Source organism: Bradyrhizobium sp. CSS354 (assembly GCF_029051725.1).
GTDB lineage: Bacteria > Pseudomonadota > Alphaproteobacteria > Rhizobiales > Xanthobacteraceae > Bradyrhizobium.
On sequence record NZ_JAACFU010000027.1, the window covers coordinates 32,419 to 52,492 of the forward strand.

Below are 20,074 nucleotides of genomic sequence, written 5' to 3' on the forward strand. Positions count from 1 at the left end.
GCAAGCGCCGAAGGGGTTCTCGCCCGCAGTGCTGGTACGTTGTTCGATATGATATCTGGAAGGTTAGGGCAGGTCCAATAGCAGTCAGCTGCTTTGGCGTCGTCTCCCGCAGCGGTGCAGATGACGGCTCCGATGGTTGCCAGGAGTTGGCATCGGATTCGCGTCGCAGGAGCGCGAGCAGTTAGATCCATCCGGCCCCAGAGTCGCAGGCCAGCGGGTCGGTGCGACTCCGACGTGCCTTGCGTCCCATTCAATGACGTTCGTCGTGTAATGACTGCGAAAACGGCATCGTCATGCCGATGAACCGGATCAATCGGATGTCTCGCACCCTCAGACACAAGTATTTCTACTCCGCTTTGCTTAGCAAATTCCCGCCGGCTTACGATTAGCTTCGCAGCGACGCGCTCGCGCCGTACATTCGAAGAATCTCATTTTCATTCACGGCTGCAACAGTCAACATGAATAGGCTCGCCATTGCCAATTGAGACTTCCATGAGCGCTGCGGGAGCAAAAGTCATCCGTCGCCCTGTCGTGACTCTTGTCAGGTCATGGCGCTTGCCGACTGAGGCTGCTGCCGGATGGCGATCCGCATCAGGCGAAAGCCGAATGCAGGGGCTTCGATCGAGCCTCCGAACGGAGCATGCGAACGCCGCACGTGATCCCAGCCGCCTATTCATAGCGCGCGCTAGAAATTTACGGTAGCTTGTGAAGGCTTCGCTGTAATGCCTATCCGAATCCGGTCGCCTCGGGGCCAAAAGGCGATCATGCGACCGCTTGATCCTTCTCACCTGCAAAGTTGGGACAATCCCAACAATGAGGAAATTTGGCTTGAGCTGGCGCGTGCCATTGGACGGCAGCTTGCGCGGGATGAACAAGGCGTTGCGGGGCAGTCGATAGGGGAACGGGATGGCGACACGATCACAAAAAAAGAGGGCCGCGATATACGCCCGCTACTCGAGCGACATGCAAAAAGTGACCTCGATTGATGGTCAGCTATTACTCTGCCGGAAGGTCGCCGCACGCAATAGCCTCGATGTCGTTGGTGAATTTGTCGACGCTGCAAAGTCTGGCCTTACCGAAGACAAGCGCGATGGCTATCAGCGTTTGCTCGAAGGTGTGCGAAAGCAAGACTTCGACGTGATCATCGTCGAGCATTTCGACCGCTTGTCGCGCGACCCCGCCACAATCCAGCGGCTCAAGCAGGTGTTTGAGTTCAACCGCGTTGAGCTGATGGATCAGAAAGGCGTTTATGCGACGGCGACTGACATCAGCATCGCAAGTCTCTACAATACGATCTACAAGCCACAGCTCGCCGACAAGGTTCGGCGCGGGCACGATAACGCTGTCAGCAACGGAAGAATTCCCGGCTCATACGCCTATGGTTATCGGCCAAGGCCGGGCGCGCCTGGCGAGCGGATGATCGATGAGAGCGAAGCGAAGATCGTGCGCCGTATCTTCATCGAGTATACGTCGGGCCGTTCAACGCGAGATATCGCCGCCGATCTTACCCGCGAACGCGTGCCCACGCCTGGGGCCACTCGTCATAAGAACAAGGCTGGTCGTACCACCTGGAATCATCAGTGCATCACTGGCGGCCGCCATGGTCGCGGCATTATCGGCAACGAACTGTATATCGGCGAAATACATTGGAATGTTCGCTCAACAATTCTCAATCCGGAAACGCAGAAGAAGCAGAAGCGCCGCAATCCTGAAGAACGCCACATCATCGTCAAAAACGCCGAGCTGCGGATCGTTCCCGAAACGCTCTGGGATAGAGCGCAGAAGGTTCGCAGTGAGCGCGCTATCCACCTGTTCGGACCGACCGGCAAGCCGCGGCGCCGACCCGTGGTCCCGCGCAACAACGAGCATCCGCTTGCAGGAGTCCTTCGGTGCGGCGTTTGCTATGGCCATATGCGAATCGCTCAGTCCTCCCGGAATGGCGGACCACGCGCCGCATGCGCCAACGCGCATCAGCGAAGCACCTGCGAGCATACCCGCAGCTTTGATATGGACGTTCTACTGAAGGATGTTGCGGAAAAAATGGAAGTAAGATTGCTTTCTCCGAAAGCCATTGAAGAGGCGATGCGTGCCTGGAAGGAGGAGCAGAAGAGCAATCCGCAAAAGACCAGCGAACGCTCTAACCTAGAGCGTCGGTGCCATGTGTTGAACACTGAGATCGAACGCTTGTCATATGCGATCGCGAACAGCCGTCGCAAGCCGGATGAGTTAGTCAAGCGGATAGATGAATGTGACGCGGAGCGGGAAACTCTCGAGGAGCGCCTGCGGTTGCTCGGCAACGGTGGCGAAAACGTGATCCCGTTCGATCATCCGAGGTTTGGTGACCGATATTGTTCGGAGGCAAAGAGACTGGTCACCGCGCTCAAGACAAATCCGAAGGCGATCGAGACTCGTGTCGCTTTCCGCAACCTGCTCAACTGCATTATAGTGCATCCGGCGCGCAAGCGGATGCCCTACGAGTACACCCCGTACTTGAACGCCGCAGCCCTTTTCAGCCCGCAGCTTTTCCCAGAAAACTGTCCCAAAACAGGGAACATCAGCACGTTGAGCTGTTACGACAACGTCCAGTCTGAGAAATCCGTGTCCTCGTAGTAGACGCGGACCTGCATATGGTGGCGGCCGTCGCGGATCTCGCCGTCGAGATGAGCTGTCACGTCGCTAGCCTCTTCGCATTGCGGTCACCAACCCGTTTTGCGCAAAAACGGCCGGCTGCGCAAGCGTGGCTAGACGACCAATGGCCCCCGCCCCAGCGTCACTTCGACGATCTCAGGCGGCACGCCGACGCGGAGCGGCATGATGCTGCAACCGAGGCCGCCGGAGATGATGACGTCGCATTTCAGCCGGACATGACCATAGGCGAGCCGGAGGCCGTGCTGCGGCGGAACCGCCGGCGACCAGCCGAGCAGACGGACCTGACCGCCATGGGTGTGCCCGGACAGTTGCAACGCGACGCGGGCGGGCACGCGCGGCGCGATATTGGGCTCATGCGCGAGCAGGATGATCGGCGCATCGTCGGTGACCTTGGCAAGCGTCGCGTCGAGATCGTCGGCGCCAAAGCGCCCCGTGCTCCGGAAGCGTCGCGCCGGCAGAAAGGCGAGCTGATCGCCGAGCCCGGCGAGCCAGAATGCGCGGCCATCCTTCGCGAGCCGCATGACGTCGTTCTCGTAGACGGGAATACCGGCCGCCTCCAGCGCGCGATGCGCGACCGTCGGCCCGTGCCCGACCCGCTGCACGGTCCTGTCGTCCCAATAATCGTGATTGCCCATGACGGCATGGACGCCGAGCGGCGCTTTCAGGCCGGCCAGCACCTTGGCCCATTCGTTCGCCGGAATGATGCGCGTGACCTGGTGCAAGCCGGCGACATAGTCGCCGAGCAGCACGATGATATCCGCGTTCAGCGCGTTGGTGCGATCGACGATGGCCTCGATCCGCTCCAGCGACATCCAGGGATCGCAGGCATGGATGTCGGCGATCACGGCGATCTTCAGCGGGAAATCCGCCGGCCATTGCCGCGGGGTTGGATGATAGCGGGTGACCCGAAGCCGAAGCATCGGCTCGACGCCGACGCCATAGGCCGCGGTCGAGACGCCAAGGGCGGACAGGCCGCCGATGGAACGGAAGAAATGACGGCGCGTGATCATGGCAGCCCGATCGTGATGCGGCTTCTTGATGCGACCCTATTGGAGCGGAAATGGGGTGCGTTTGTGCAGACCATCTGCACGAGATGACCGGAAATTCATGACGGCCCGAGCAGCCTGCACTTGCGCAGATCAGTCGTCGCTCTCGTCGGTGCCGAACAGGCCGAACTGCGCCGCCGCATCGCGCGAGGGCTCGCTGATGCCGAGGTGGCGGAAGGCGTGCGAGGTGAGCAGGCGGCCGCGCGGGGTGCGCTGCAGATAGCCGCACTGGATCAGATAGGGCTCGATGATGTCCTCAATCGCATCGCGCGGCTCGGACAACGCGGCGGCCATCGTCTCGACGCCGACCGGGCCGCCGCCATAGTTCTGCGCGATGGTCGTGAGATAGCGGCGGTCCATGGCATCGAGGCCGGCGGCGTCGACCTCGAGCGCGCTCAGCGCGTGGTCGGCAATCTTGCGATCGATCCTGTCGGCATCGGCCGCCGAGGCGAAATCGCGCACGCGGCGCAACAGCCGGCCGGCGATACGCGGCGTGCCACGGGCGCGGCGCGCGATCTCGTTGGCGCCATCCGCGCTCATGCCGACGTTGAGCACGCGGGCGCCACGGGTGACGATGCTTTCCAGCTCCTCGATCGTGTAGAAATTCAACCGGACCGGAATGCCGAAGCGGTCGCGCAAGGGATTGGTGAGCAGGCCGGCGCGCGTGGTGGCGCCGACAAGGGTGAATTTCGACAGCTCGATCTTGACCGAGCGCGCTGCCGGGCCCTCGCCGATGATGAGGTCGAGCTGGAAATCCTCCATCGCGGGATAGAGCACTTCTTCCACCGCCGGGCTCAGGCGATGGATCTCGTCGATGAACAGCACGTCGCGCTCTTCGAGATTGGTGAGCAGTGCCGCGAGATCGCCGGCCTTGGCGATCACCGGGCCTGACGTGGCACGAAAGCCGACGCCCAGCTCCTTGGCCACGATCTGCGCCAGCGTGGTCTTGCCAAGGCCCGGCGGGCCGACGAAGAGCACGTGATCGAGCGCCTCGCCGCGCTTGCGCGCCGCCGCGATGAAGATGGACAGATTCTTGCGCGCCTGCTGCTGGCCGACAAAGTCGGACAGCGATTGCGGGCGCAGCGCAGTATCGCCGACATCATCGCTGCGGCGCTCGGGCGTGACCATGCGGGGAGGAGTGCTCATGCGGGCAGGATAACACGGTGCAGCGGTTTCGCGAGCCACCAGCATAGGCTGGCCGGGATGACAGCGACGATGGCGAGCATGGCGGAGAGCTTCAGCGCCTCAGGCGCGGAACGGACACTCGGCAAGATCACCGCCGAGGTTTCGGAAGGAACAACGAACATGCCAAACCCGACGAAGCCGGCGCCGGCCACGGCTGCGGCGAGCCACGCCATCCAGATCATGTTGAGGTCGGCGTAGACCGCAGCCAGTGCGAAGATCAAGCCGGCGGCGACTGCAGGAAGGAACGAGGCGAGAATCGTGGCGATGGCCAGCAGCACGATCGCGATCGAAACCAGCGTGCGCAGTGCCTCCAAGTCAAGGAGAAACATCTGCAGCACCGCGGCACCGAGCGTCGTCACCATCACCGAGACCAGCGCGGCGACCGTCAGCGGCCCCACAACGGAGAAGATCACGACGATACCGGCCACGCGCCAAAGGCGACGAAAAACAAAGGCGACGGGATTGGCGCGGGCCGCACTCACTTCGACAGCTCCTTCAGGCCTAGCCGGATAAGCTGCGCGGTTTCGGCGGTCTCGCCCGCGCTGCGCGAGGCCGATGCGATCGCCGCCGCCGCCTGCGGCTGGCCGTAGCCGAGATTGACCAGCGCGGAGATCGCATCCGCCACCGGCCGCGGCGCGCGCTGGTCGTCGACGGCACCGGCGAGATGCACGACCGCCGGATCGACATTGGAGAAGGCCGGCGCCTTGTCCTTCAGTTCGGTGACGATGCGCTCGGCGACCTTGGGGCCGACACCGGGCGTGCGCGCCACCGCAGCCTTGTCGCGCAGCGCGATCGCGTTGGCGAGATCGGATGGCTGCAGCGTGCCGAGCACGGCGAGCGCGACCTTGGCGCCGACGCCCTGCACGGTCTGGAGCAGGCGAAACCATTCGCGCTCCTGGTCGCTGCGGAAGCCGAACAGCTTGATCTGGTCCTCGCGAACATAGGTCTCGATCGACAGCACGGCGGCCTCGCCCGGCGAGGGCAGATGCTGCAGCGTGCGCGTCGAGCAGTGCACCTGATAACCGACACCGCCGACGTCGAGGATGACGAAATCCTCGCCGTAAGAATCGATCAGGCCCTTGAGCTTGCCGATCATAACCCAGCCACCTTCAGCCGCAGCGCGGTGCTCTGGCGATGATGGGCGTGGGTGATGGCGATGGCGAGCGCGTCGGCGGCGTCCGCGGACGGCGGATCGGCTTTCGGCAGCAAAATCTTGAGCATCATCGCGATCTGCTGCTTATCGGCGTGGCCGGCGCCGACCACCGTCTTTTTCACCTGGTTCGGCGCGTATTCGGCAACACTGATGCCGAACATCGCGGGCGCGAGCATGGCGACGCCGCGGGCCTGGCCGAGCTTCAGCGTCGCGACGCCGTCCTTGTTGACGAAAGTCTGCTCGACCGCGGCTTCCATCGGCTTGTGACCGGACAGGATGGCGGCGAGCCCCTCATGGATCGCGAGCAGCCGGCTCGCCAGCGGCAAATCGTCCGGCGGCTCCACCGAGCCGCAGGCGACGTAGATCAGCCGGTTGCCCTCGGCCTCGATCACGCCCCAACCGGTACGGCGCAAGCCAGGGTCGATGCCGATGATGCGAACGGGGCCACGAATCGGGAGCGTCGTCATGGGCCAGTGATAGCGGCTGGCCGCCGTGGGGGAAACAGAAACAGAACGGAAGTAACAGGGGAAGTGGCCCCCTACCCGCCCATCTTCGCCAGCAGCGCGTCCGACACCTCGAAATTGGCGTAGACGTGCTGGACGTCGTCGTGCTCGTTGAGCAGGTCCATCAGCTTCAATAGCTTCTCGCCGGTCTCGTCGTCGACCGCCACCGTGTTCTGCGGCTTCCAGATCAGCGCGGCCTTGCGCGGCTCGCCGAACTTGGCCTCCAACGCCTTGGCGACGTCGCGATAGCCTTCGGTCGAGGCGTAGATCTCATGGCCGCCTTCGCTCGAGATCACGTCGTCGGCGCCGGCCTCGATCGCGGCATCCAGCACCGCATCGTCGGAGGCGACACTGCGGTCGTATTCGACGATGCCGGTGCGGTCGAACATGAAGGAGACCGAGCCGGTTTCGCCGAGATTGCCTCCGGACTTGGTGAAGAAGGAGCGGATGTCGGAAGCCGCGCGGTTGCGATTGTCGGTCAGCGCCTCGACGATGACGGCAACGCCGCCGGGGCCATAACCCTCGTAGCGGATCTCGTCATAATTCTCGCCGTCGCTGCCGAGCGCCTTCTTGACGGCGCGCTCGATGTTGTCCTTCGGCATGTTCTCCTGGCGCGCCGCGATGATGGCCGCACGCAGGCGCGGGTTCATGTTGGGGTCGGGCGTCCCCAGCTTGGCCGCGACGGTGATTTCCCGCGCCAGCTTGCCGAACAGTTTCGACTTCTGGGCATCCTGCCGCCCCTTGCGGTGCATGATGTTCTTGAATTGGGAATGTCCGGCCATGCGTGATCTTCTCTAGGGGAATCGTGCGCCAAGGTGAGCGTGGGAAGCGCGGCCTTATAGGCCGCCACCCCACTGGAAAGAAAGAGGCTCTACGACTTTAAGGTAACACCGTACTGGACCGTGCCTAGATGTCAGGCATCGTTAACCCTGATTTCATTCCAGCCTGCGAAAATAGCGTCCGACCGTCCCCCGACAAGAGAGACCTGATGGCATTCGGACTATTTCGGAAGCGTCTGCCGGACATGGCTGCAACTGCGGCTGCCCCGCAGGCTGCGCAGCCGGTGGCCCATTCCGAGCCCGCGGCGGCCGTCGAAGGCGATTCGGCCAAGGAAATTCTGGAACTGCTGGAACTCGAGCTGGGCGCCATGATTCGCCAGCTCGAGCGCGCCGCCAATTCGGTGGCCGGCGGCGCCGAGGCCACCGCCACGACGCTTGCCGCCATTCGCGACCGCACCGACGCCCTGACCGGCCGGACCAACGCCGCGCAATCGAACGCCTCCACCTTCGCCCATGCCGCCGACAAATTCACCCAGTCGGCGCTGGGCATCGGCGCGCAGGTTCGCGAGGCCGGCAAGCTCGCCGACGAGGCCAGCGCCGCAGCACAGGAAGCCCGCGCCAATGTCGATCGCTTGCGCGAATCTTCGGCCGCCATCGGCAACGTCGTCAATCTGATCGCACAGATCGCACGGCAGACGACGCTGCTCGCGCTCAACTCGACCATCGAGGCCGCGCGCGCGGGCGCTGCGGGAAGAGGCTTTGCGGTCGTCGCCACCGAGGTCAAGGCACTCGCGGTGCAGACCCAAGGCGCGACGGAGGAAATCACCAAAAAGATCGACGCGCTGCAGCGCGACGCTGCCGGCTCCGCGGATGCGGTGCACCGCATCTCGCAGGCGATCGAGGCCATACGCCCGGTGTTCGAGACCGTCAACGGCGCGGTCGCCGAACAGAACGCCACCACCAGCGAAGTCTCCGGCAACGCGACAAGCGCGTCGGAGTTCATCATCTCGGTCGGCGAAAGCGCAGCCGAGATCGATGCTGCGACCAAGGCGGCCGAGAACCACGGCGAGAACGTCGCCAGCGCAGGCAAGGCCGTGACCGCCTTCGCACAGAAACTGAAATCGCGCTGTGCCGTGCTGCTCCGCCAGAGCGAGCACGACGACCGCCGCAAGACCGAGCGGCTGCCCTGCCATCTCAAGCTCGAAACCGCACGCGGAGTGCTGCCAGTCTACGAGATTTCGATGGACGGCGTGCTGATCGGCGGCGCCGACGCGGGCCGCCTTGCATCGCAAGCCATGATCGAAGGCACCCTCGAAGGCGTCGGGGCGTGCCGCCTGCGCGTGGTCGAGCAATCCAAGGCCGGCGCCCGCGCGCAATTCGTCAATCCCGATGCCGCGCTCAGCGAGAAGGTCGAGGACCGGCTCTGGTCGATCCACGAAGAAAACACCGAGTTCGTGACCCGCGCCATGGAAGCGGGCAACGCGCTGACCGCGATCTTCGAGCAGGCGGTTGCCCGCGGCGAGGTGAAGATCGATGACCTGTTCGACACCGATTATGCCGAAATCGCCGGAACCAATCCGCAGCAGTACCGCACCAGATATCTGGACTGGGCCGACCGCGCGCTGCCGGCGTTCCAGGAGGCCTTTCTGGCAAAGGACCCGCGCTTGGCGTTCTGCGCCATGGTCGATCGCAACGGCTTCCTGCCGGTGCACAACAGGATCTATTCGCATCCGCAGCGGCCGGGCGATGCCGCCTGGAACACGGCCAACAGCCGCAACCGGCGGATGTTCAACGATCCGGCGGGGTTGGCTGCCGCGCGCAACCTGCGCTCGTATCTGGTCCAGAGCTATGCACGCGACATGGGCAACGGAAATACGGTGATGATGCGCGAGATCGACGTTCCGATCCGCGTGCAAGGCCGGCACTGGGGCGGATTCAGGACGGCCTACAAGCTCTAGTGCGCGCTCAGGCAAGACGCCAACGCGCGAATCACCTCTTAAGACCGGAATTGGAATGGGAATGCCGCGGAGAGCCGGCGAACGGCTCTGACTGGAGGACTCTCAAGACATGTCCGTCGTACAACTTGCAGTACTGGACACCGGCTCCAACCGAACGCTTGCCGAACGGCTGATCGATCAGCTCGCCGACCGCATCGGCGGCCTCGGCGTGGAACTCGCCGACATCGCCGGCAACGTCCAGGAAGTCGCAAACCGCGTCGCGAACCAGTCGGAACGGTTCCATCATCTCCAGGAAACCGCCGAGACGATGGTGTCGGCCAATCACGACATCGCCAATGCGTCACAGGCGGTGCAAACGACCACGTCAGCAGCGGTCGGCGAGATCGCGCAGTCGCGCGGCGCCGTCGACGCCGCGGTGAGCCACATTTCCGAGCTCGTCGCGGCGGTGGAGCGGATCGAGGCGCGACTGAGCGCCGTCGGCTCCGCGCTGGCACAAGTCGCCAAAGTGTCCGGCTCGATCGAGGCTATCGCGAAGCAGACCAATCTGCTCGCGCTCAACGCCACCATCGAGGCGGCACGCGCCGGCAATGCCGGCCGCGGCTTTGCGGTGGTCGCAAGCGAGGTCAAGAACCTCGCGGAAGCCACCCGCCAAGCCACACACCAGATCTCCGACACCGTGCGCGATCTCGACGGCCAGATCGAAGGCCTGATCGGCGAGAGCAGCGATGCCTCGCAGCGCGCGAAGACCGCCGGCGAAGGCGCCCAGCGGATCTCCGGCATCATCTCGCGGGTCCAGCAGGGCTTCGCCTCCGTGGAAGCGGAGATCGGCAGCGTCACGCGCGCGGCGACCTCCAATCTCGGACATTGCGACACCGTCATCAGCGAGCTCAACGAACTCGCCAAGGGCGTCGACCTCTCGTCGCGCGATCTCAAGAACGCCGATCAGCGCGTGACCAAACTGCTCGACACGTCTGAAGGCCTGATCGCGCTGATCGCCGACAGCGGCGTCGAGACATCCGATGCGCCGCTGATCCGCCTTGTCGTCGAGACCGCCAAGCGGATCTCCGACGAGTTCGAAGCCGCCATCGGCCGCGGCGAGATCACGCTCGACCAGTTCATGGATGAGAACTATCGGGAAATCCCCGGCACCGATCCCAAGCAATACAACACTGACTATGTCGAGTTCACCGACCGCGTGCTGCCCGCGATCCAGGATCCGATTCAGAAATCCGATCCCCGCATCGTGTTCTGCGTCGCCTGGGCCAAGGGCGGCTATCTGCCGACCCACAACCCGAACTACCGCCTGCCGCAGGGCAAGGACCCGGTCTGGAATAACGCCAATTGCCGCAACCGCCGCCTGTTCACAGATCGCGCGGTGCAGAAGGTCGCGGCCAATACCAAGCCGTTCCTGCTCCAGACCTATCGCCGCGACATGGGCGGCGGTCAGTTCGTGCTGATGAAGGATCTGTCTTCGCCGATCATGATCCGCGGCAAGCACTGGGGCGCCTTCCGGATGGGCTTTCGACAAAACTGACGGTCGCCGCGACGCGCTTACGGCGGCGACGAATGGCCTCCCTGAATCAAAAACCTCGAAAACAACCCCATGCACAGTAGCCGGGGTGAGCAGAATCAATAGGTTAAGCGCCTGATGAATCCGCCGGTTCAGGCGCCTCGTGCGGCGTTGCGCCGTCGGGCAAAACAGGCGTAGAGTGCTATTATTCCGAAAGTCACACGCGCTCCTTGCAGAGGATCATGAGGGGTGAAACTATTTGCGTTCATCCAATCCGTGCAGAGGGCGAAGAACAGCATGCGCTATTTCCCCGGCAAGGACCTCGAAGAAAGCCACCGCAGCACACTTGACGAGCATCCGCACGCAACGGGCGCCGTGCAGCAGCAGATAAAACGCTCACGCGCACAGTTGGCTGCATCTCAAGAACTTCTGCATCGACCAGCAGTCGGCGGCACCGGACCTGCTGCGATGCCCACGGCCGCAGCTTGCCTGGAATTTGCCGCTGCGTTCAGATGCAAGGCCGCCAAACCCGGCACACCCGAGCGAACAGTGAACATCCTGAAGAATATATCCCGCAGTTTTACCGGCCTCGCGAGCCAGCTCGCGATACTGGAGGCTGCGGATAGGGCAGACCGCAGCGCCTCTATTTAGGGCACGCTGTTACCTATTTTGATAAAATCTTTTTCCGGTACGCCGCGTACTAAGGAGAATGGACGATCCTGACGAACGCCCTGCGGGCAACGACGCGCCGGAGCGGAAACAATCACGTATAGAGCAGGCGCGGCAGCTACTTGCCGAACACATTGACGACCTGCGCGCCCTCGTTGAGAAGCTCCGGCGCAAGATGAATAAGATCGTTTTTCAGGCTGGATACGATAGGGGCTCGGCAGCTGTCTGGTGGCCCGGCGCTAGCGGCGCTGTAGGGCCTTCCGGGCCTCCGTTGAGGCGGCCCGGTCGCTGTGCTTTGCCGATGAACGGCCTACTTTTTCTGCTCTGTGGTCGTCGTGGCAGCCGGGGTGCCGTCGCGAGCGTCCCGTCGCTCGTCACGTCCTGTACGCCTCTCTTGGCGCCGCTCTGTGCGGCCGGTCCGGCGTTCCTGTCGCCGCTCGGTTCGACCGCTGCGCCGCTCCTGGCGGCGTTCTGTGCCCGACTTGGGCGCGTCCGCTGGCGGCGTGGTGGCCGTGGCGGTCGGCGCCGTGGTCTGAGCTTCCGCCGTTGACAGCGTCAAACTCACGGGCGAGGCCACTAACCCAAACACCGCTGCGTGCCCAAGGAAAGTGAGTGCGTTGCGACGACAGACCTGTTTCGGCTCCGAACGTTCATTCATGTTCAGGCTCCCGGTTGCTGCCCCCTCAGAGCATGTCACCAGCGTCGGTGGCCTCCTTATTGATCTGGATCAACTTGGTTCGGTGCTTCAAGCCATTTTGGGATTTCGGTCGATGGGATCGACACTCTCGGAAAGTGAGGGATGATAGTCCCTGCAGTGACGACCAGTCCGTCGTTAAATTTGGTTCGCGCAAAATCCTTGGCTGCTGCTTCGCTTTCAAACGTGTTGGTCAGGCGCGGATGTCGCCGTCGTGACAGTGTGCCGTCCGGCGGCACCTCAAAAGTGACGTACCAAGTGTGTTTCATGCCGTAATGCCGCCCCGGCGGTACCGGTGGCCTATCCCCGCCAGAGAAAGAAAAGCCGCCACCGGGACGAAACGATGACGGCTTCTTCCTGGCTTGTGAAACCGGCCTTTACCGCCGGGCTCCAACGCGATTGACGCCACCATTCGCATTGCCACCGGCGTTATGACGGACTGCGGCGCGCGCCACCGGGCGCGGGCTGAGCACGACGCCTGCCCGGGCAACGCAGCCCGCCGGGTAAGCAGTGTACTGGCAGTACACGACCGCATTGGCCGGGGCTGGAGTGAGGGTGAGACCTGCAAGCCCGAACAGGGCGCTGGCAGCAATCCCGGCAACAGTCGCGGACTTTATCGAACGAAGCTTTCTCGAATGCATGGCGGACCTCCCTTTTCGCACTTGCGTCACCGAAAGTGACGGAAGCCGCCTCAGATGCGGCTGAACATAGCGTAGGGGTCGCAGTGCGCGGGTTCGATTGATCTACATCAACCTCACGCCCGGAGTGAGCCGCAATCTCGCGCGCGGGGCTCAATGAATTCATGGAAGGGTTCCATCATGCTCCGCTATATTCTCGCTTCTCTTGCCGCTTTCGTTTTGCTCACCGCCTGCTTGATCCCCGATGATGCCGAGGCTCGGCGCGGCGGAGGTGCCTATCGGGGTGGCGGCGGATACCGCGGCGGTGCGGTCGCAGTTCGAGGACCGCGAGGCGGCGGCGCTGTTGCAGTGCGGGGCGCAGGCTACCGTGGCTACGGCTATCGGGGCGGCTATCGCGGCTATGGCTATCGGGGCTACGGTGTAGGGGCGGCAGCGGTCGGCGCGGCTGCCCTTGGCACTGCTGCGTACCGCCGCAGCTGCTACGATGCTTACGGGAACTATATTTGCGCCTATTAATCCGTGGCGACGCGCGATCGCGCGGCTTCGCACTCTGCGGGTCCTTTCGAGGGCGTGGCTTTGTGCGGACCGCGCGACGGCCTGTTGCGAGGATATTCAAGAATCATCCCCCTAAATTATATAGATCAGTGTACACAACGCAGCGCGCGGGTCTTGCGGACCTGCTTGTGTCAGAATTGCCCCGCAGTTTCCCCTTGTTGATAATCTAATCGAGCGGTTACGGTGCTCCACCTGGATCGGGGCTTGGAGTGCGATGCTTTTCTGGCTGCCTCCCTCACCATGGCGGACCCGTCCCGCGCGGAACCTCACCGCTGCGTTGACCGTCGCATTGTTGGTCGCGACGACAGGCCAAAGTTATGCAGCTGATCCAGCGCCGAAACGTGTTCTGATGCTGCATTCGTTCGGCCTTCGGTTCAAGCCTTGGACCGTTTATGCAGAGGCCATTCGATCTGAAATAAGTCGGCACAGCAAAGTGGAGTTTCAGGACCACTCGCTTGTGGTTGCTCGCCTGAGTAACGACAAATCAGATGGTCCGTTCGTCGAATATCTTCACGCCCTTAATACCCAGAACCCGCCCGATCTGATCATGTCCATTGGCGCCCCAGCCGCCAATTTTGTCCAGCGGCACCGAAAAGAGCTTTTTCCAAATACGCCGATGGTCTTGACGGCTGTGGAGCGGCGGCGCGTGGCCTTCGATAAATTGGGCGAAAATGACACCGTGGTGGGATCTACCAACAACACCATCGAGTTCTTCGAAAATATTCTGAGCGTCTTGCCTCTAACAACCACAATTGCAGTCGTAATTGGAGCATCTCCAAGCGAAACGTATTGGCTGGAAGAGACGCGCCGACGAACCGCGCCGCTGGCGGGGAGAGTACAAATTCGATACTACAATGAACTTTCATTTGAAGAAATTCAGAAGGACGCAGCGACCCTCCCGCCGCATAGTGCGATCTTCTGGCTCTTGCTGAATGTTGACGCCGCGGGCGTGGCGTATGAGGGGCCCGGCGCGTTACTCCAACTTTCCAAGGTGGCCAACGCGCCGATCTTTACTCACGACCAATCTTTTTTTGGAGACGGCATCGTCGGTGGCCCCATGCATTCCGTGGTTGAGCAAAGCACCAAAGCCGCCACGGTCGCGCTTCGCATCCTCAATGGCGAAAAGATCGCCGACATCAAGCCATCATTCGTTGACGTTGCATCTCCCATATTCGACTGGCGACAAATGCAGCGGTGGGGAATTGCCGAGCGCGATCTGCCGCCCGGTAGCGCCGTCTACTTCCGGGAGCCCACGTTGTGGGAGCGATATTGGTGGCAAATCACGTTCACTATCGCGCTTGTCCTCGCGCAAGCGGGACTGATCGCACTTTTGTTATTTGAGCATCGTCGGCGTCAATTCGCCGAAGTACAGTCGCGACAGCGGATGGCTGAACTGGCCCACGTCAATCGCTTCGCGACCGCTGGTGAACTGACCGCCTCGATTGCTCACGAGATCAACCAGCCGCTTGGGTCTATTCTGACGAACGCCGAAACCGCAGCCGCGATCCTGCAATCGCAGCGTCCCGATATCGCTGCACTTTCTGATGTTGTTGAACTCAGGGAAATTGTGAACGATATTGTACAGGATGACCGGCGTGCCACCGAGGTCATTCGCAGGATGCGCAGCCTCCTAAAAAAGGCGCCGTTCGAGTTGAAGAAATTGGACCTCAATGAGGTTGTGCAAGAGACGGTGAGATTTCTTTCGGCGCTAACTGTCAGCCGAAGATTCGAAATGGTCAACGTGATCACGGCGGATGCGCTACCGATCCTCGGCGACCGCATTCAGCTTCAACAAGTCATTTTGAACCTTGTGCTGAACGGGGTCGAGGCTATGAAGGACACGTCTCACGAAAGCCGCACTATCAGCATCCGGACTGCGCGCGCCGATCAGTTTGCCGAGCTATCCGTATCAGATCGCGGACCCGGCATTCCAGAAGGCAAATTGAAACAGGTTTTCGAGCCGTTTTACAGCAGCAAAGCCGAAGGCATGGGCATGGGCTTGTCCATTGCGCGCACCATTATCGAAGCGCACAACGGGTTCATATCAGCGAGTAATCGGGAGCACGGCGGTGCCTCGTTCACGATCAGGCTTCCTTTGTCGGTTGATCCAAAACGGCGCCTGTTGGCCGAACGCCGTGGTGGGGTTTTTCATGTATCCTGAGGTGTATCCTATTCCCGCCGGGACGCGAGAAGCTCCTACATACGCAGGACGCGCGCTGATGCGTCCCCCGCGCGGACAATACCCGAATGCGTCGAAGAGCCCAGACGCGCACCACGCGCGTCCCCTGCGCGATCTCAATGGCTGTCTCCGGGGTCCTTTGACGGGCATAGAACTGTTGGGGGACCGCGCGACCCCATAGATTGAAGATATTTCACCCGGGCGTTTTTCGGGGTTGCGTTGCGGGTTGGTACCAAATTGTGGGGCATGTTCCAGTAGTCCTCCGAGGTATGACGGAGCACGATTTCGCATGTCAAAGACATGTGCCCCCGTAGAAGCAAGCATATTTGCGATCGCAAAAGCTCATCATCTCTACCACTTGATGAGGTCTGCTAGCCGTGCCAGCCTGATAGTGCACCTCGCGTTGCGATTGGGACTGCATGTTGAAGGCGTTCGCATTATCGATTTGTGCTGGCTTCCTTCTGCAAGCGACTTGTCATGCTACTGAGCTGACAGAAGACACCGCATTCGGGCCCGCGCCAGCCGCGCCAAAGGTTGACTTCCAGTCGCTCCGGATCAAGGGGCTCATCGTGGCGCTGCCCGGTCCGCAGGATACCATCGACCCCGATTTCGCCGGCATCCGATCAAGTCTCGCGGCACTCGGGATCGGCTACGTCGGCTACACCAACAACAACTTTTACGACAACATGCTGCCCGCGGAGCGGAGCACGTTCGGCCAGCAGGTCTATAATGGTCAGAAGCCAACCTTCTTCACGAATAACGTGATGCAGATGACTTACGACCTCAGCAGATACGGTATTTCCGACGGTCAGATCGCGGTTGGCGGCATCTACAATTACGACACCTGGGCACCGGCTGGGCCGAACGCATTTAGCCTCGCGACACTCAGCTATTATCAGACCTTCCTGAACCGGCAGGTGGAATTGAAGGTTGGATATTTGGCCAATGTTGTTGAGTATTGGGGACCATTTCTCGCAGGCAATTTGTCGTCCAGCATCTTTGGACCGAGCGGACAAATTCCGGTCGCGGCGGGTCTAAGCGCCTGGGCCTGGGCGAAACCGGCGATCAACATCAAGGTCAACGGCCCGGAGGGGCTATATGACAAGTTCGGTGTGCAGGTGGCGAGCAGCCCGGATGGCCCCTTCGCCGAGAAGACCGCTAACCCGACCGGCCTGGACTGGTCTACGCCGAACAGTGGATTTCTCGCGATCAACGAGGTTGGCTATCGCAAAGAGGCCGCCCCCGGCCAGCTTGCGACCTGGGTGCGTGCCGCAGCCATCATCAACACCAGCAGGTATGTCGATTTCGAATTCGGCGGACGGAATGCCGGGAATTACGCAGCCTATCTTCTGGCGGATCGACAATTTGTCCAACTTGCTCGAGTCGAAGGTCAGGCTGCAAGGGGGTGGTACGCTGGCCTCACCGCGATGTACGCTCCGCCGGAATTCAATCGCGTCAGCGAGTACTATGAGGCACGCCTCTATGGCATAGGTCTGCTGCCGTCCCGGCCAGGCGATATGGTATCCTTGGTTGTCTCCCGCAATGTCTTCAGCCGATATCTGGTCGATGCCGCCGTGCGAGGCGGCCAGCTCGCGCATACCGGCAATTTTTCGATAACTGCAGCCTATTATGCACCCATTGCGCCCGGCATCCGCGTGGGCATCGGGCTCGGGTACACCAATCACCCCACGCCGGTAGTCTATACGCCGCAGACCGGGAGCGCCCTCAACGTGTTAGCCAATGCGACGATGTACTGGTGAGGCGACCATCGCGATGACCTCGCTAAAGCGGCGCGTTTGCGTGTGGGTTGCTGCCGTTGTCGTGCTTGTCGTCTCAATGGGGAGCACAACCGCCCAAACCCTGTCTGGCCAGATTGCCGGCCAACCGAAAAAGATTTTGCTGCTTCATACATTCGGCCCGAATTTTGAGCAAGGAGCCGCATGGAGCAGGGAAATTCAGAGAGAACTCAACAAACAATCGCCTTGGCCGCTGAACATTCAGGAACACTCGCTCGTCACGGCGCTGGACGGGGACGACGCCGCCGATGCGAAATTTGTTGAGTATCTTAAGGCGCTCTATGCTCAACGGCCGCCGGATTTGATTGTCGCTTTAGGTGCACCCGCTGCCCTCTTCGTCCAGCAGCACAGGCCAAACTTCTATCCGACAACGCCGATGCTGCTTGCGGCAGTTGAGGTGCGGCGGGTTGAGCCATCCATGTTGTCGGAGCGGGACGCCTTGGCCGGGGTGCGATACGATCAAGTCGCGGCTTTTGAAAACATTTTGCGGTTGCTGCCGGAAACAAAGGCCATCGCGATCATCCTCGGAAGCTCCCCCAGTGAGCGCTTTTGGGCTGGCGAGAACCAACGGATAGTCGGTCCACTGCTGAAGAAAAACAACGTTGAATTAATCTTTTACGGCGAGCAGCCGCTAGCGGATATACTGAAAGCAGTTGCGACTTTGCCACCGCACACTGCACTTTTCTATCAGCAGCTAGCGGTGGACGGTGCAGGTGCCGTCTATGGAGACAAGGAGCCATTGAGGCGCATCTATGAAGTCGCCAACGCTCCCATTTTTTCATTCGATCAGTCTTACTTTGTCGGTCAGGTTGTTGGCGGTCCGATGTTTTCACCGGCTGAGGGCGCCCAACCAATGGCTGCTGTTGCCGTGCGCATGTTGCGAGGCGAGAAGCTCAGCGGCATCAATCCAATCGGATTTTCAGCGCCGAAATACGATTGGCGACTGCTTCAGCGCTGGAACATCAGCGAGAGCCGCCTGCCGCCGGGGAGCGAAATCCTGTTTCGGGAGCAAACTGCATGGCAGCGTTATTCCTCACAAATCCTGCTGATCAGTGCCGTTCTTCTCGCGCAAGCTGGGTTAATCTTGGCCCTGCTGAGCGCACATCGTCGGCGTCGGTTGGCGGAAGTACAAGCGCGGCAGCGAATGAAAGAACTCGCCCACGTCAACCGCTTCTCGACCGCTGGGGAGCTTACTGCGTCGATTGCCCATGAAATAAATCAGCCACTAGGGTCTATTCTGACGAATACCGAAACGGCACAGGCGATACTCAAATCCTCAAATCCGGACCTTGCCGAATTAAGCGAGATCCTGGGCGATATTCTAAGGGATGATCAGCGCGCCAGCGAAGTCATTCGAAGGTTACGAAGTCTGATGAAAAAAGCTCCCTTCGACCCGATAGAATTGGACCTCAACGATGTTGTGCGGGAAACCATAGATTTTCTTTCAGCACTGGCCATCGCACGACAGATCGAATTGACCAGCCCGACTACGCAGAATGCGCTTCCGATCCTCGGCGACCGCATTCAACTTCAACAGGTTGTTCTGAACCTTGTAATGAACGGCATCGAGGCGATGAAGGATACGCCGCCTGAACATCGCAGCATCAGCATCCGGACTTCGCGCGTCGAGAAGTTTGCGGAGTTATCCGTGTCGGATCGCGGGCCCGGCATTCCCGAAGACAAACTAAAGGAAATTTTCGAGCCGTTTTACACCAGCAAAGCCGAAGGCATGGGCATGGGCCTGTCCATTGCGCGCACCATCATCGAAGCGCACAACGGGTTCATATCAGCGAGTAATCGGGAGCACGGCGGCGCCTCGTTCACGATCAGGCTTCCGTTTGTCGGTTGATTCAAAACGGCGCCCATACGCGGAGACCGACCCCTCACCAGAGTGAGCCTGCGTCTACCGGCGTCGCTGCCCTCTCCCACAAGGGGAGAGGGCACAACAATGAGCCGCTGCAATTGATCGCGTCAGAAGTGCTCGCCGTCTGACTTCCATAATCGCACGAGTTTCGTCATCGCATGATTTTGCGCATTCGCACGATCATCTGCGGCGATCAATGACGCTCGCGACGAAAAAACGTCAGAAAATGACGATTATCATATCAATTAGCCCAAAATCACCGCAGCGATCGCCGCACAAATTCGTGAACGTCATGGCCTGACGCTCACGCTCCGCAAATATGCATTGCCGGACATGTCGACGCTTCATCGTTTCGCATCGATATGATTATTGTGCGCGCGAATTCGCTGACTAGATCGCCGTAAGCGATCGAGCGAGCAAGGGGATGCATATGGCAACTGTTCTCACCATCAACGGCGAAACGAAATCGTTCGACGCGCCACCTGAAATGCCGCTGCTGTGGGTCCTGCGCGACGTCCTCGGGATGACCGGCACCAAATTCGGCTGCGGCATCGCGCAGTGCGGCGCCTGCACCGTGCACGTCGATGGCAAGGCAGTCCGCTCCTGCGTCTTGCCGGTCAGCGCGGTCGCGAACCGCGCCATCACCACGATCGAGCATGTCGGCAGCACGCCGGCCGGCGCAAAGGTGCAAAAGGCCTGGCTCGATGCCGAAGTGATCCAGTGCGGCTACTGCCAGTCCGGCCAGATCATGGCGGCCGCGGCACTGCTGGCGGCAACGCCCAGCCCTGACGATTCCGACATCGACGCCGCGATGGCCGGCAACATCTGCCGCTGCGGCACCTATGTGCGCATCCGCGAGGCCATCAAGCAGGCCGCCTCCGGCCGCCAGTCATGAG

General features: G+C 61.2%; 18 protein-coding genes and 1 pseudogene. 10 read left to right on the forward strand and 9 right to left on the reverse strand.

Features of this window, described 5'->3' with window-relative positions; all coding sequences use genetic code 11:
* Positions 1–764: 764 nt before the first annotated feature.
* Both GWG67_RS35325 and GWG67_RS35330 read left to right on the forward strand, forming a co-directional pair.
* Entirely contained in the window at positions 765–986 is a 222-nt protein-coding gene (locus GWG67_RS35325; protein WP_275174266.1) for a hypothetical protein, read from the forward strand.
* Positions 964–2,610 (forward strand): recombinase family protein, encoded by a 1,647-nt coding sequence (locus GWG67_RS35330; RefSeq protein ID WP_275174267.1) that lies wholly within the window; start codon positions 964–966, stop codon positions 2,608–2,610. The genes GWG67_RS35325 and GWG67_RS35330 overlap by 23 nt, the downstream gene beginning before the upstream one ends.
* On the opposite strand, the pseudogene GWG67_RS35335 reads toward GWG67_RS35330, so the two are convergent.
* From GWG67_RS35335 to GWG67_RS35365, 7 genes and pseudogenes are all read right to left on the reverse strand, one after another.
* Positions 2,589–2,672, reverse strand: a pseudogene (locus GWG67_RS35335) (acyl-CoA thioester hydrolase); the annotation flags it as partial. The gene GWG67_RS35330 and the pseudogene GWG67_RS35335 sit on opposite strands and share 22 nt — an antisense overlap.
* Before the next feature lie 69 nt (positions 2,673–2,741).
* Complete coding sequence (locus GWG67_RS35340; RefSeq protein ID WP_275174269.1) at positions 2,742–3,659, reverse strand: metallophosphoesterase; 918 nt, start codon at positions 3,657–3,659, stop codon at positions 2,742–2,744.
* A gap of 129 nt (positions 3,660–3,788) precedes the next feature.
* Positions 3,789–4,841, reverse strand: coding sequence for a Holliday junction branch migration DNA helicase RuvB (gene ruvB / locus GWG67_RS35345; protein ID WP_275174271.1), 1,053 nt, complete (start codon positions 4,839–4,841; stop codon positions 3,789–3,791).
* Positions 4,838–5,362: a hypothetical protein gene (locus tag GWG67_RS35350; RefSeq protein ID WP_275174273.1), complete on the reverse strand. Its 525-nt coding sequence runs from the start codon at positions 5,360–5,362 to the stop codon at positions 4,838–4,840. Before GWG67_RS35350 ends, ruvB begins: the two co-directional genes overlap by 4 nt.
* The gene (gene ruvA, locus GWG67_RS35355) at positions 5,359–5,976 is read right to left on the reverse strand and encodes a Holliday junction branch migration protein RuvA (protein ID WP_275174274.1); all 618 of its coding nucleotides are present in this window, start codon (positions 5,974–5,976) and stop codon (positions 5,359–5,361) included. Before ruvA ends, GWG67_RS35350 begins: the two co-directional genes overlap by 4 nt.
* Positions 5,973–6,500, reverse strand: coding sequence for a crossover junction endodeoxyribonuclease RuvC (gene ruvC / locus GWG67_RS35360; protein WP_275174276.1), 528 nt, complete (start codon positions 6,498–6,500; stop codon positions 5,973–5,975). Before ruvC ends, ruvA begins: the two co-directional genes overlap by 4 nt.
* A 71-nt stretch (positions 6,501–6,571) precedes the next feature.
* Positions 6,572–7,318, reverse strand: coding sequence for a YebC/PmpR family DNA-binding transcriptional regulator (locus GWG67_RS35365; protein ID WP_275174278.1), 747 nt, complete (start codon positions 7,316–7,318; stop codon positions 6,572–6,574).
* 206 nt (positions 7,319–7,524) lie between these two features.
* On the opposite strand from GWG67_RS35365, the gene GWG67_RS35370 reads away from it, so the two are divergent.
* From GWG67_RS35370 to GWG67_RS35380, 3 genes are all read left to right on the forward strand, one after another.
* Positions 7,525–9,273 carry a methyl-accepting chemotaxis protein gene (locus GWG67_RS35370; RefSeq protein ID WP_275174279.1) on the forward strand — a complete coding sequence of 583 codons (1,749 nt, stop codon included), beginning with the start codon at positions 7,525–7,527 and terminating at the stop codon, positions 9,271–9,273.
* A 109-nt stretch (positions 9,274–9,382) separates the two neighbouring features.
* Positions 9,383–10,807: a methyl-accepting chemotaxis protein gene (locus GWG67_RS35375; RefSeq protein ID WP_275174280.1), complete on the forward strand. Its 1,425-nt coding sequence runs from the start codon at positions 9,383–9,385 to the stop codon at positions 10,805–10,807.
* A 225-nt stretch (positions 10,808–11,032) separates the two neighbouring features.
* Positions 11,033–11,434, forward strand: a complete 402-nt coding sequence (locus tag GWG67_RS35380) for a hypothetical protein (protein ID WP_275174282.1) — start codon at positions 11,033–11,035, stop codon at positions 11,432–11,434.
* Between the two features lie 732 nt (positions 11,435–12,166).
* On the opposite strand, the gene GWG67_RS35385 is transcribed toward GWG67_RS35380, so the two are convergent.
* Both GWG67_RS35385 and GWG67_RS35390 read right to left on the reverse strand, forming a co-directional pair.
* Complete coding sequence (locus GWG67_RS35385) at positions 12,167–12,415, reverse strand: hypothetical protein (protein WP_275174284.1); 249 nt, start codon at positions 12,413–12,415, stop codon at positions 12,167–12,169.
* Between the two features lie 108 nt (positions 12,416–12,523).
* Positions 12,524–12,787 carry a hypothetical protein gene (locus GWG67_RS35390; protein WP_275174286.1) on the reverse strand — a complete coding sequence of 88 codons (264 nt, stop codon included), beginning with the start codon at positions 12,785–12,787 and terminating at the stop codon, positions 12,524–12,526.
* A 177-nt stretch (positions 12,788–12,964) separates the two neighbouring features.
* On the opposite strand from GWG67_RS35390, the gene GWG67_RS35395 reads away from it, so the two are divergent.
* The 5 genes from GWG67_RS35395 (at position 12,965) to GWG67_RS35415 (ending at position 20,073) form a co-directional block, all read left to right on the forward strand.
* Positions 12,965–13,300 carry a hypothetical protein gene (locus GWG67_RS35395; RefSeq protein ID WP_245286150.1) on the forward strand — a complete coding sequence of 112 codons (336 nt, stop codon included), beginning with the start codon at positions 12,965–12,967 and terminating at the stop codon, positions 13,298–13,300.
* Positions 13,301–13,553: 253 nt separating this feature from the next.
* Positions 13,554–15,500 (forward strand): ABC transporter substrate binding protein, encoded by a 1,947-nt coding sequence (locus GWG67_RS35400; protein WP_275174288.1) that lies wholly within the window; start codon positions 13,554–13,556, stop codon positions 15,498–15,500.
* A gap of 437 nt (positions 15,501–15,937) precedes the next feature.
* Positions 15,938–17,278 (forward strand): carbohydrate porin, encoded by a 1,341-nt coding sequence (locus GWG67_RS35405; RefSeq protein WP_275174289.1) that lies wholly within the window; start codon positions 15,938–15,940, stop codon positions 17,276–17,278.
* A 13-nt stretch (positions 17,279–17,291) separates the two neighbouring features.
* Positions 17,292–19,163 carry a HAMP domain-containing sensor histidine kinase gene (locus GWG67_RS35410; RefSeq protein ID WP_275174290.1) on the forward strand — a complete coding sequence of 624 codons (1,872 nt, stop codon included), beginning with the start codon at positions 17,292–17,294 and terminating at the stop codon, positions 19,161–19,163.
* Between the two features lie 445 nt (positions 19,164–19,608).
* A complete protein-coding gene (locus GWG67_RS35415) occupies positions 19,609–20,073 on the forward strand; it encodes a (2Fe-2S)-binding protein (protein WP_275174292.1) in 465 nt (154 codons plus the stop codon).
* Position 20,074 lies beyond the last annotated feature (1 nt).